Raw genomic sequence first — 11696 nt, forward strand, 5'->3', positions numbered from 1 at the left:
CTCGCACGTCAAGACCTTGTTAACGGAAAGTTGCGCCACCTAACGTCACCTCGACCCGCCAGTTCTGGGGGAGTTCAAGGGCGAACGTGAGGTAGCCAAATATGCTGACAATCCTCGGATTCGTCATGATTGCCACCTTCTTGGTGTTGATCATGATGAAGAAGATGACTCCGATGGGTGCGCTGGTGCTCATCCCGGCGCTCTTCTGCGTCATCGTGGGGAAGGGGGCGCACCTGGGGGACTACGTCCTCAAGGGCGTCGGTGACCTCGCGCCCACCGCGGCGATGCTGATGTTCGCCATCATCTACTTCGGGGTGATGATCGACGTCGGCCTCTTCGACCCGATCGTCCGGGTCATCCTGCGGTTCTGCAAAGCGGACCCGATGCGGGTGGTCGTCGGCACCGCGGTGCTCGCCGCGATCGTCTCCCTCGACGGCGACGGCTCCACCACCTTCATGATCACCGTGTCGGCCATGGTGCCGCTGTACCGGCGGCTGAAGATGAGCCTGGTCGTCATGACCGGTGTCGCGGCCATGGCCAACGGCGTGATGAACACGCTCCCCTGGGGCGGCCCCACCGCCCGCGCCGCCGCCGCGCTCAAGCTCGACGCCAGCGACATCTTCGTCCCGATGATCCCGGCCCTCGCGGCCGGCCTGGTCTTCGTCTTCGCCCTCGCCTACGGCCTCGGTCTGCGCGAGCGCAAGCGCCTTGGCACGCTGACCCTCGAGGACGTCACCGCCGACCCCGAGACGGTGCTGGTCGGCGCGGGCGGCGGCACCGGCTCCGGCACGGGTGCCAAGGACCGTAAGGGCAAGCAGGCCACCGGCGGCGCGGGCGGCGGCACCGACGCCGAGGCGCCCGAGGACGACTCCGAAGAGCACCAGGGGCTCGACCCCAACCGGCCCACCCTGCGCCCCAAGCTGTACTGGTTCAACGCGGCCCTCACCATCGGGCTGCTCACCATGATGATCCGCGAGGACCTGCCGATCCCGGTCCTCTTCCTGCTCGGCGCCGCCATCGCGCTCACCGTCAACTTCCCGCGCGTCGCGGACCAGAAGGCCCGTATCGCCGCCCACTCCGAGAACGTCGTCAACGTCTCCGGCATGGTCTTCGCCGCCGCCGTCTTCACCGGCGTGCTCACCGGCACCGGCATGGTCGAGCACATGGCGCGCTGGCTGGTCGACGGGATCCCGAACGGAATGGGCCCGCACATGGGCCTGGTCACCGGCATCCTGTCCATCCCGCTCACCTACTTCATGTCCAACGACGGCTTCTACTTCGGCATCGTGCCGATCCTCGCCGAGGCCGGGGCCGCGCACGGGGTCGACCCGGTCGAGATCGCCCGCGCCTCCCTGGTCGGGCAGGCCCTGCACATGTCCAGCCCGCTGGTCCCGGCCGTCTACGTCCTGGTCGGCATGGCGAAGGTCGAGTTCGGCGACCACACCCGCTTCGTGGTGAAGTGGGCGGCGCTCACCTCGCTGGTGGTGCTCGGGGCGGGCCTGCTCTTCGGCATCATCTGACCCGTGGATTCTCCGAAGCCCGGTAGGGGCTGGCTGCTGCGCCTGGTCATCGCCTTCTCGTTCGCGCAGGGGGCGGTGAGCATGGCGCGGCCCGCCGTCTCCTACCGGGCTCTCGCGCTGGGCGCCGACGCCCGGGCGGTCGGCGTGATCGCGGGCGTCTACGCCCTGCTGCCGCTGTTCGCCGCCGTACCACTGGGGCGGCGCACCGACCACGGGCGCTGCGCCCCGCTGCTGCCGGTCGGCGTGGTGCTGATCGTGACCGGCTGCGCGCTCAGCGGCCGGGCCGGGTCGCTGCTGGAGATGGCCGTGTGGAGCGGGGTGATGGGCCTGGGCCATCTGTCCTTCGTGATCGGCGCCCAGTCCCTGGTGGCCCGCCAGAGCGCCCCCGAGGATCAGGACCGCAACTTCGGCCACTTCACCATCGGCGCCTCCCTCGGCCAGCTCATCGGCCCCATCGCCGCCGGTCAGGTGGTGTCCGAGCACGGCGACGCCCTGGCGCGGACCAGCGCGGCCGCGCTCTTCGTATCGGCCGTCGTCGCGGCCTTCGCGGTCACGTCCCTGTGGCGCATCGAGCACCGCGCGCGGGAGGGGGCCGCGGGGCCGGGGTCGTCCGACGCCGACGGGGCGCGCTCCGGCGGCCGGGTCCCGGTCGGCGGCATCCTGCGCACCCGGGGCGTGGCCTCCGGCATCTTCATCAGCCTCGCCGTGCTCTCCGCCACCGACATCCTCACCGCCTACCTCCCCGTCGTCGGCGAACAGCGGTCCATCGCGCCCGCGGTCATCGGCCTGCTGCTGAGCGTGCGCGCCGCCGCCACCATCGCCTGCCGGCTCATCATGACCCCGATGATCCGGCTGCTGGGCCGCACCGTCCTGATGGCCGTCAGCTGCCTGGGGGCCGGGCTGCTGTGCGCGGCGCTCGCCCTGCCGGTGCCCGCCTGGGGGCTGGGGATCCTGCTGGCCGCGCTCGGCTTCTGCCTCGGGGTGGGCCAGCCGTTGTCCATGACCACCGTCGTCCAGGCGGCGCCGGACGGCGCCCGCTCCACCGCCCTGGCGCTGCGGCTCACCGGCAACCGCCTCGGCCAGGTCGCCGCGCCCGCCTCCGCGGGCGTGCTGGCCGGGATCGCGGGGACGGCCGCCCCGTTCGTGATGCTCGGAGTGCTGCTGCTCGCCTCCGCGGCCGTAGCGATACGGCCCGCCCGGCGCGGCGCCCCGCCCGAGGCGCCCGCCCGGCCCGAGGCGCCCGCCCCGCCCGGGCGCCGTACGGAGCCCTCGGCCGAGCGAAAGGCCTGAGGAAGACGTGGCCTAAGCGCTTGCTCACCGGCATGTAGGGTGTCCGCCATGGACGCGGAGGCGAAAAACACCGAGGGCGCCCCCGAGGCGTGGCGCGACATCACTCCGGACGCGGCCCGGCGGCTGATGACCGCCGCGGTGCACGCCTTCGCCGAGCGCGGCTACCACGCCACCACCACCCGCGACATCGCGGGCCGCGCCGGCATGAGCCCCGCCGCGCTCTACATCCACTACAAGACCAAGGAAGAGCTGCTCTACCAGATCAGCAAGGTCGGCCACCGGCTCGCGCTCGACATCCTCGAAGCGGCCAGGGACGGCGCCGGCACCCCCGCCGAGCGGCTCGCCGAGGCCGTGCGCGCCTTCGTCCGCTGGCACGCCGAGCACCACACCACCGCCCGCGTGGTCCAGTACGAGCTCGACGCGCTCGCCGAGGACCACTGCGCCGAGATCACCGCGCTGCGGCGGGCCTCGGACGGCGCGGTGCGGGCGATCGTCGAGGACGGGGTGAAGGCAGGCGACTTCGACGTCGCCGACGTCCGCGGCACCACGGTCGCCGTCCTGTCGCTGTGCATCGACGTCGCGCGCTGGTTCAACGCCCGCGGCCGCAGCACCCCCGACGAGGTCGGCGAGCTCTACGCCGGGCTGGCGCTGCGCATGGTGGGCGCGGCGGGTCAGGCCCTGTCCGGCCGATCCTGACGCCTGCGGCGGGCCCACGCGGCGGAGCCCCGCGCGGCGGAGCCGCACATCGACCGCCGCTCGGACACTGCCCCACCCCGCCCCTTCCCGGCCCCTGCCGATGTGCGGCTCCGCCGCGTGGGCAGTGGAACCGGGAAGGGGCGGAACGGGGAACAGATCCGCCGGACGTCTCCTGGGCCCGGACAGGGCTCGGGCCCGCCGCAGCCCTACGCGGCGCGGCGCGCGGTGGTCAGCCACAGTGCGGCCCGCAGCCGGACGCCGTCCGGTGAGGCGTACGGCTCCAGCGCCTCGGCCAGCACCCGCCGGGCGCGCTCGCGGGCCGGGCGGTCGGCGGACGCCAGCGCGGCGCGCAGCGCGCCCGTGCCGGCCATGAACTCCACCGCGTCCAGGGGCGTGTCCCCCACGCGCAGCACCACCTCCACCGCGTCGACCGCGACCGGTGCGAAGCCCGCCCCGGCCAGCAGCGCGCGGACTCGGCCGGGGTCGCTGAGCGAGAACGCCTGCCCCTCGCCCGAGGGCTCCGTGCCGCGCAGCGCCCGGGCCGGGACCCGCGCGAACTCGCTGTGCCGGGGGTGCTGCCAGCTCAGGATGGCCAGACGGGCGCCGGGGCGCAGGGCGGCGGCCAGATTGCCGAAGGCCGCGGGCGGGTCGGCGAAGCCGTGTACGCCGAGCCTGCTGACCAGCGCGTCGTGGGAGGCGGGCCCGAAGCCGTACGCCTGCGCGTCGGCCCGCAGGAACCTCGCGTTCCGTACGCCTTCCTCGGCGGCGAGGAGCGCGGCGCGCTCCAGCATCGGAGCGGACAGATCCACCCCCAGCGCCTCACCCCCGGCCGTGCGCGCGGCAGCCGCCCGCGTGGTGGCGCCGCAGCCGCAGCCGATGTCGAGCACCCGGTCCCCGGGCGCGAGCGCGGCGGCGTCCAGCAGCGGGGCCGTCAGCGGCTCCAGCATCGCGTCGTACCGGGGCTGCCACCGCGCCCAGTGGCGCCCCTCGTCACCGTTCCAGGTCTCGTACTGCTCATGATTGGCAATGTCCGTCGTCATACGATCAGCGTTGGGCTTGAACCCGGGATCAAGTCAACCGGAAGGGACGGGCGATGGCGCAGTGGACGATCGGCGAGCTGGCGGCGGCGACCGGGGTGCCCGCCTCGAAGATCCGCTACTGGGAACGCAAGGGCCTGCTGCCCGCGCCGGAACGCAGCGGCGGACAGCGGCGCTACGCCCCACAGGCCGCCGAGCGGATCGCCCGGCTGCGGCTGTGCCAGGAGGTGGGTTTCACGCTCGAGGAGATCGCGAGCATGGACGAGCACCGCGCCGCGGGCCCCGACCAGTGGCGGGACCTGGTGCGGGCCAAGCTGGCCGACATCGAGCGCCAGCGCGCCGAACTCGACCGCAGAAGTGCCCGGCTGGCCGGCGTGCTGGACTGCCCGCACACCTTTCTGTCCGACTGCCCGCACTTCCGGGCGCACGTACAGGACTATCTGGCCGGGCAGGGCCACCCGGCTCAGACGTAGTAGCGGGCCACCGACTCCGCCACGCACACCGGCTTCTCCCCGCCCTCGCGCTCCACGGTCACCACCAGCGTCACCTGGAAGCCGCCGTCGGCCACCTCGGCCACCTCCGCCACCCGCCCGGTGGCGCGCAGCCGGGAGCCGACCGGAACGGGGGCGGGGAAGCGCACCTTGTTCACGCCGTAGTTGATGCCCATGCGCACGCCGTCGACCCCCAGCAGCTGCGGGGTGAACGCGGGGAGCAGGGACAGCGTCAGATAGCCGTGGGCGATGGTGGAGCCGAAGGGGCCCGCGGCCGCCTTCTCCGGGTCCACATGGATCCACTGGTGGTCGCCGGTCGCCTCGGCGAACAGGTCGATCCGCTTCTGGTCGATCTCCAGCCAGTCGCTGGGGCCGAGGTCTTCCCCGACCGCCGACCGCAGCTCTTCGGGCGAGGTGAAGATCCTTGGCTCTGCCATCTCACGGCCTCCCTGGCGTCCGATCACTAAGCGACTGCTCAGCATGGACGGGCGGGCGCCGCCTGTCAACGAGCCACGGCCCTGGCGCCCGACGCGGCGGCGCGCCCGCCGATTCCCGGCGGGCGCGCCCCGATTCTCGGTCATGGCTCCCTCACACGGTCGCGTACCGCCTCCGGGGCCGCGCGGACGGGGTGGCGTGGGAGACGGGGCGGGCGGGGTGGCCGGGCCTGGTGTGGCGGGCGGCGGCCAGTGCCTCGGTCGTGAGCACCGGCACCGGTACGACGATGCCGCAGTTTCCGCACACCGGTCCCTCCCACGGGTGGCGGTCCAGATCGTCGTGCCAGGCCAGCCGGTTCTGTGCGCAGACCGGGCAGGCCGAGGCGGGCCCCGACTCCATCGCGAGGATCAGGCGGGCGAGCACCTCCGCCAGCCGGTCCTCGGGGTGGGCCGACGGGCTCTCACAGGGCATGATGTCGCACCCGCGCCGGGTGCGCAGATGCCAGTCGTCCAGGGCGTTCGGCTGGCGGATCCCATCGAGCTTCTCCTGCCGGCGCCGGGCCGCGAACTTCGCCTCGTACCCGAGCCACAGGGTGCGCGCCTCCTCCAGCTCCTCCAGCGCCGTGATCAGCCGTGCCGGTTCGGGGTGACGGTCCTCCAGGGCGATCCCCGCCCGGGAGCACAGATGGTGCCATGTCGCCCGGTGCCCGTACGGTGCGAACCGTTCGAGGCATTTGCGCAGCGAGGTGCGGCGCGCGGTGATGTGCCTGCGTGGGTTGCGAACGTCTCGTGCGAGTGCTCTGAAACCGGCCATCTCTTTCCACCTCCGCGGGTGCGGACCCGACTCGTTGTCGAATGGACGTAACAGAGCGCGAACCGGATCCCTTCGATTCCGAGGAAACGGAAGGAAGTTGAAAAAAGCCGAAGGACCTGGGGGCAGAAGGAGAAGGTGACGGCTGCTCATCTTCCGGCCGGTTCATACCGCCGGTAACCTCCCGTCCCAACGGCACCCGGGAGGAGCGTATATGCGACGACGAACCGGCAAGCTCACCTGTACCGCGATAGCCACGACGGCCGTGCTGGCACTGGGCGCCGCGCTCGCGGGGCCACTCCCGCAGCGCGCGCAGGCGGAGCCGGCCGCAGCGGCCGTCACCGACTACTGCCAGGGCCAGTGCTCGGACATCCTGCCGCCCGGCCAGAACGGCAACGCCACGCTGGCCGACATCCTCGCCAACCGCGCGTTCGGCACCCACCCCGAGCACAGCACCGACCAGCTCGGCCCCTACAACAAGCTGGTCGCCGGGTATCAGACGCTCACCGACGACAAGCTGACCGACTTCTTCAACGACTCGTCCTTCGGGGTCCCCGCCGACCAGGTGGCCAAGGTGGACAAGCCCCGCGACGATGTGACGATCACCCGCGACAAGAAGACCGGAGTGCCCCATATCCAGGGCACCACCCGCGAGGGCACCGAGTTCGGCGCCGGATACGCCGCAGCCCAGGACCGGCTCTGGCTGATGGACCTCTTCCGGCACGTCGGCCGCGGCGAGCTCACCTCCTTCGCCGGCGGCGCCGAGTCCAACCAGGGCCTGGAGCAGAGCTTCTTCGGCCAGGCCCCGTACAAGGAGGAGGACTACCAGGCCCAGATCGACTACATCCTCGCCAGCCAGGGCGAGCGCGGCAGACAGGCCCTGGCCGACGCCCAGGCGTATGTCGACGGCATCAACGCCTACCGCAAGCAGGCCAAGGACGGCCGCTACTTCCCGGGCGAGTACGTCCTCACCGGACACATCGACGCGATCACCAACGCGGGCGAGATCGAGCCCTTCAAGCTCACCGACCTGATCGCCCTCGCCTCCGTCGTCGGCGCGCTGTTCGGCAACGGCGGCGGAGGCGAGGTGGAGTCCGCGCTGTCGCTGCTCGCCGCCCAGCAGAAGTACGGCCTGGCCGAGGGCACCCAGGTATGGGAGTCCTTCCGCGAGCGCGACGACCCCGAGGCCGCGCTGACCGTGCACGACGGCACCAGCTTCCCGTACGCGGGCAAGCCGGCGAACGCCAAGGGCACCGCCCTGCCCGACCCCGGGTCCGTCACCCCGGAACAGCTGGTCTACGACAAGACCGGCAGCGCCAGGACCGGCGCGACCCAGCAGGTCAAGGCCCCGAAGAAGCTCGAGGCGCTGCGCGGCATCTACGACGACGGCGTGCTGCCCCGCGATCTGTTCAGCCGCAAGCACGGCATGTCCAACGCGCTCCTGGTCTCCGGCAAGTACACCGCCAGTGGCAACCCCGTCGCCGTCTTCGGCCCGCAGACCGGCTACTTCGCGCCGCAGCTGCTGATGCTCCAGGAGATCCAGGGCCCGGGCATCAGCGCCCGCGGCGCCTCCTTCGCGGGCGTGGGGATGTACGTCCAGCTGGGCCGCGGCCAGGACTACGCCTGGAGCGCGACCACCTCCGCGCAGGACGTCACCGACACCTTCGCCGTCGAGCTGTGCTCACCCGACGGCTCCGCCCCGGCCAAGGACTCCACGTACTACCGCTACCGCGGCTCCTGCCTGCCGATGGAGAAGATCGAGCGCCGCAACGCCTGGAAGCCGACGGTCGCAGACTCCACCGCCGAGGGCTCCTACCGCATGCAGGTCTACCGCACCAAGTACGGCCTGGTCACCCATCGCGCGACGGTGGACGGCAAGCCCGTCGCCTACACCCTGCTGCGCGCCACCTACCGCCACGAGGCCGACTCGATCGTCGGCTTCCAGATGCTCAACGATCCCGGCTATGTGAAGGACGCCAAGTCCTTCCAGAGCGCGGCGCAGCACATCAACTACACCTTCAACTGGTTCTACGCCGACTCCCGGCAGACCGCCTACTACAACAGCGGGCTCAACATGGTCCGGGCGGCGGACGTGGACCCCTCGCTTCCGGTCAAGGCCGAGGCGGCGTACGAGTGGCGGGACTTCGACCCGGTGGTCAACACCGCCGCGTACACCCCGCCCGCCCAGCACCCCCAGTCCATCGACCAGGACTACTACATCAGCTGGAACAACCGGCAGGCCAAGGGATACACGGCGGCCGGCTTCGGCAACGGCTCGGTGCACCGCGGAAACCTTCTCGACGACCGGGTGCGGGCGTTGGTGAAGAAGGGCGGGGTGACCCGTGCCGCGCTCACCCGCGCCATGGCCGAGGCGGCCGTCGCCGATCTGCGCGGCGAGGACGTGCTGCCCGAACTGCTCAAGGTCCTGCGCAGCGCGCCCATCACCGACGCGCAGGCGGCCAAGGCCGTGCAGCAGCTGGAGTCCTGGCAGGCGGCGGGCGCCCAGCGCCGCGAGACATCCGCCGGCTCGCACACCTATGGGCACCCCGACGCCGTACGGATCATGGACGCGTGGTGGCCGCTTCTGGTGGAGGCCGAGTTCAAACCTCAGCTGGGCGGCGAACTCTACGATGCGCTGCGCGCCAATCTGACCGTCGACGAGGCGCCCTCGGCCGGCCACGGGCCCACCGGCTCGCACGCCGGATCCTCCTTCCAGTACGGCTGGTGGTCCTACGTCGATAAGGATCTGCGCGCCGTCCTCGGCGAGGACGTCAAGGGGCCGCTCGCCAAGAAGTACTGCGGCGCCGGTGACCTGTCCGCCTGCCGCGACGCCCTCCTGACCAGCCTGAAGCAGGCCGCGGCCAAGCCCGCCACGGAGGTCTACCCGGGCGACGCGAACTGCTCGGCGGGCGACCAGTGGTGCGCCGACTCCATCATCCAGCGCCCGCTGGGCGGCGTCACCCACGACAAGGCGCACTGGCAGAACCGGCCGACCTACCAGCAGGTCGTGGAATTCCCGAACCACCGCTGACGGCAACGCGGCGCGGCGGCGCCCGCGGCGGATTTCTCCCCTACCCGCCCCTTCCCGTCCGGGCGCATGCGGGCACCTCCCAGCGGTAGCTGGAGAGGAGCTCGAGGACCGGGGTCTGGGGCGGAGCCCCAGTTGCGGGAAGGGGCGGGTAGGGGACGGCCCGCCGCAGGCGCCGCGGCCCCGCGCCCGGGCCGCGCGTCGCCGCCGAGGCGGATAATCCGGGGCCGCGAATGCGGTCCGCCGAATTCCCGAATACAAATCCCGAGAAGATTACCGCTGTTCTCCGGATCAGTTTGCCGGAGCCCGCTCGACTATGCTGCCAAGCCGGAATTCGTACGTGATCTCGATGCGGAAGGCCGGCATGCCCTTAAACCCCCGGTGGCAGTACCCCACGGCACTGCTGGACACCACGATGGACCAGCTCCGCACGCTGCTCGCGGTCCACGAGGCGGGTACCGCGCTGGGCGCCGCCCGGCTGCTGGGGCGGGAGCAGTCCAGCATCCAGAAACAACTCGACACCATGAATCGGAACTTCGGCGCGCTGTGCGGCGAGCCGCTTGTGCTCAAGCGCGGCCGGAGTCAGAACGTGCTTTTCACCGCCACGGGAGAGGCCCTGGCCGAACTCGCGCGCGGCACCCTGAAGGAGTGGCTGGAGTCCGTGCACGGCTGCCGCCGCCGTCTGGGCAGCCGGCTGAACGTGGGCTCCACCCGCTACACCCTCGGCTTCCTCCTCAACGCCGTGGAACTGGTCACCGAGGACTTCGAGAGCCGCGGGGTGGAGCTCAAGGTCGAGCATGTGCGCACCCGCGACCTGCTGGACCGGCTCGCCTCCAAGGAGCTCGACCTGGTCTGCGGCTCCGTGCTGACCACCGGGGACGGGGACACCCGGCTGGACGGCTTCGAGGTGATGGAGTGGCGCCGCAGTGGTCTGTCCCTGGTGACCAACCTCGCCGAGGACGAGCTGCCCGGCCCCGGGCTCTCGGTCCGCGACCTCCCCGGGCTGCCGCTCGCGGTCTCCGCCGACGGTCTGATCCCCGGCTTTCTGCGCGGCTGGTTCGGCGCCCGCTACCGCCAGGAACTGAACATCGCGGCCGAGATCGACACCGTGCAGTACGGCCTGGAACTGCTCTCCTCGGGCGTGCTGCGCGGCTGTGTGCTGGTGACCCAGGGGATCGGCGAGGCGGTCGCCGACGGGCGGCTTCAGCGCGGCGCGGGGCTGCGGACGCTCCAGCTGGCCGACGACCTCGGGCCGGACCTGGCGGTGCTGGTCGGGGTGTTCGTACGCGGCGGGGAGCGCGCCGCGTGGGACGCGGCCCACCCGCTGAACGTCCTGTGGGACGCGCTGGCGGGCGAGAACGCCCGCTGGCGGAGCGTCATGAGAAAGCCGGACGCCGAAGGCGCGGGCCCGGCCCGCGCCTAGGGCTGCCCGACCGCTCCGCCCCTGGACCCCGGGGTCTGGGACAAGCCTCAGAGCCCTCGTACCCTCCCGTACCGCCGTCATGCCCCTTCCGTTTACACATACCGACTGGTTAGTCTGCCGGGCAGGCTGCGATGCCGTCCGCCCCCGGCCGAAGGAGCATGCGTGGGTACCGTGCGTGGAGCGCGAACCGTGGTCACCGGGGCAGGGGGCGGCATCGGCGCCGCCCTGGCCCGCCGCTTCGCCGCCGAAGGGGCCCGCGTCGTGGTCAACGACCTCGACGCCGACAAGGCCAGGGCCGTCGCCGAGGAGATCGGCGCCGTGGCCGTGCCGGGCGACGCCTCCCGCGTGGTCCCCGAGGCGCGGGCGGCGCTCGGCGGTGCCGTCGACATCTACTGCGCCAACGCCGGCGTCGCCCCCGTCGGCGGCCCCGAGGCCGCCGAGGAGCTGTGGGAGGCAGCCTGGGACGTCAACGTCATGGCGCATGTCCGGGCGGCCCGCGAGCTGCTGCCCGACTGGCTGGAACGCGGCAGCGGCCGCTTCGTCGCCACCGTCTCCGCCGCCGGCCTGCTGACCATGGTCGGCTCGGCCCCGTACAGCGTGTCCAAGCACGCCGCGCTCGCCTTCGCCGAGTGGCTGTCCGCGACCTACCGCCACCGCGGCGTCAGCGTCCACGCGATCTGCCCGCAGGGGGTCCGCACCGATATGCTGCGCGCCACCGGGGCCACCGGCGACCTCGTCCTCGTGCCGACCGCGATCGAGCCCGAGCAGGTCGCCGACGCCCTCTTCGACGGGATCGCGCAGGAGCGCTTCCTCATCCTTCCGCACCCCGAGGTCGCCGAGTACTACGCGGCCCGCGCCGGTGACACCGACCGCTGGCTGGCGGGCATGAACCACCTCCAGCGCAAGCTCGAAAAGGCCGCCGACTGACGACCCCTGCCCCCCGCACACCCACACCCCCGAGCAGAC

General features: G+C 72.2%; 11 protein-coding genes. 7 read left to right on the forward strand and 4 right to left on the reverse strand.

From position 1 onward, the window contains the following. Nucleotides 1–19: 19 nt before the first annotated feature. Nucleotides 20–154, reverse strand: coding sequence for a hypothetical protein (locus ABTY62_RS38690; RefSeq protein ID WP_352134101.1), 135 nt, complete (start codon nucleotides 152–154; stop codon nucleotides 20–22). On the opposite strand from ABTY62_RS38690, the gene ABTY62_RS38695 reads away from it, so the two are divergent. From ABTY62_RS38695 to ABTY62_RS38705, 3 genes are read left to right on the forward strand one after another with little or no spacing between them, the layout of a single operon-like run. After that, nucleotides 102–1520, forward strand: a complete 1419-nt coding sequence (locus ABTY62_RS38695; protein WP_352134051.1) for a CitMHS family transporter — start codon at nucleotides 102–104, stop codon at nucleotides 1518–1520. The two genes, ABTY62_RS38690 and ABTY62_RS38695, sit on opposite strands and share 53 nt — an antisense overlap. Before the next feature lie 33 nt (nucleotides 1521–1553). Continuing rightward, complete coding sequence (locus tag ABTY62_RS38700) at nucleotides 1554–2810, forward strand: MFS transporter (RefSeq protein WP_502997604.1); 1257 nt, start codon at nucleotides 1554–1556, stop codon at nucleotides 2808–2810. Nucleotides 2811–2858: 48 nt separating this feature from the next. Continuing rightward, entirely contained in the window at nucleotides 2859–3506 is a 648-nt protein-coding gene (locus ABTY62_RS38705) for a TetR/AcrR family transcriptional regulator (protein WP_352134053.1), read from the forward strand. A gap of 206 nt (nucleotides 3507–3712) precedes the next feature. Here ABTY62_RS38705 and ABTY62_RS38710 read toward each other — a convergent pair whose 3' ends face one another. Next, the gene (locus ABTY62_RS38710; protein WP_352134054.1) at nucleotides 3713–4546 is read right to left on the reverse strand and encodes a class I SAM-dependent methyltransferase; all 834 of its coding nucleotides are present in this window, start codon (nucleotides 4544–4546) and stop codon (nucleotides 3713–3715) included. 53 nt (nucleotides 4547–4599) lie between these two features. Here ABTY62_RS38710 and ABTY62_RS38715 point away from each other — a divergent pair, with 53 nt between their 5' ends. Further along, complete coding sequence (locus ABTY62_RS38715) at nucleotides 4600–5016, forward strand: MerR family transcriptional regulator (protein ID WP_352134055.1); 417 nt, start codon at nucleotides 4600–4602, stop codon at nucleotides 5014–5016. Here ABTY62_RS38715 and ABTY62_RS38720 read toward each other — a convergent pair. Both ABTY62_RS38720 and ABTY62_RS38725 read right to left on the reverse strand, forming a co-directional pair. Continuing rightward, complete coding sequence (locus ABTY62_RS38720; protein WP_352134056.1) at nucleotides 5007–5471, reverse strand: MaoC family dehydratase; 465 nt, start codon at nucleotides 5469–5471, stop codon at nucleotides 5007–5009. The genes ABTY62_RS38715 and ABTY62_RS38720 overlap by 10 nt on opposite strands. A gap of 151 nt (nucleotides 5472–5622) precedes the next feature. After that, entirely contained in the window at nucleotides 5623–6282 is a 660-nt protein-coding gene (locus ABTY62_RS38725) for a hypothetical protein (protein WP_352134057.1), read from the reverse strand. A 211-nt stretch (nucleotides 6283–6493) separates the two neighbouring features. On the opposite strand from ABTY62_RS38725, the gene ABTY62_RS38730 reads away from it, so the two are divergent. From ABTY62_RS38730 to ABTY62_RS38740, 3 genes are all read left to right on the forward strand, one after another. Beyond that, complete coding sequence (locus ABTY62_RS38730) at nucleotides 6494–9310, forward strand: penicillin acylase family protein (RefSeq protein WP_352134058.1); 2817 nt, start codon at nucleotides 6494–6496, stop codon at nucleotides 9308–9310. Between the two features lie 361 nt (nucleotides 9311–9671). Continuing rightward, nucleotides 9672–10730: a LysR family transcriptional regulator gene (locus ABTY62_RS38735; RefSeq protein ID WP_352134059.1), complete on the forward strand. Its 1059-nt coding sequence runs from the start codon at nucleotides 9672–9674 to the stop codon at nucleotides 10728–10730. Nucleotides 10731–10892: 162 nt separating this feature from the next. Beyond that, entirely contained in the window at nucleotides 10893–11657 is a 765-nt protein-coding gene (locus ABTY62_RS38740) for an SDR family oxidoreductase (protein ID WP_352134060.1), read from the forward strand. Nucleotides 11658–11696 lie beyond the last annotated feature (39 nt).

The organism is Streptomyces sp. NPDC097640, assembly GCF_040302705.1.
Lineage (GTDB): Bacteria > Actinomycetota > Actinomycetes > Streptomycetales > Streptomycetaceae > Streptomyces.

Excerpts from the sequence above, each read along its gene's own strand:
- ABTY62_RS38695 (WP_352134051.1), top strand. The coding sequence starts at position 102 with ATGCTGACAATCCTCGGATTCGTCATGATTGCCACCTTCTTGGTGTTG.
- ABTY62_RS38710 (WP_352134054.1), bottom strand. The coding sequence starts at position 4,546 with ATGACGACGGACATTGCCAATCATGAGCAGTACGAGACCTGGAACGGT.
- ABTY62_RS38725 (WP_352134057.1), bottom strand. The coding sequence starts at position 6,282 with ATGGCCGGTTTCAGAGCACTCGCACGAGACGTTCGCAACCCACGCAGG.
- ABTY62_RS38735 (WP_352134059.1), top strand. The coding sequence starts at position 9,672 with ATGCCCTTAAACCCCCGGTGGCAGTACCCCACGGCACTGCTGGACACC.
- ABTY62_RS38730 (WP_352134058.1), top strand. The coding sequence starts at position 6,494 with ATGCGACGACGAACCGGCAAGCTCACCTGTACCGCGATAGCCACGACG.
- ABTY62_RS38705 (WP_352134053.1), top strand. The coding sequence starts at position 2,859 with ATGGACGCGGAGGCGAAAAACACCGAGGGCGCCCCCGAGGCGTGGCGC.
- ABTY62_RS38720 (WP_352134056.1), bottom strand. The coding sequence starts at position 5,471 with ATGGCAGAGCCAAGGATCTTCACCTCGCCCGAAGAGCTGCGGTCGGCG.
- ABTY62_RS38690 (WP_352134101.1), bottom strand. The coding sequence starts at position 154 with ATGATCAACACCAAGAAGGTGGCAATCATGACGAATCCGAGGATTGTC.
- ABTY62_RS38715 (WP_352134055.1), top strand. The coding sequence starts at position 4,600 with ATGGCGCAGTGGACGATCGGCGAGCTGGCGGCGGCGACCGGGGTGCCC.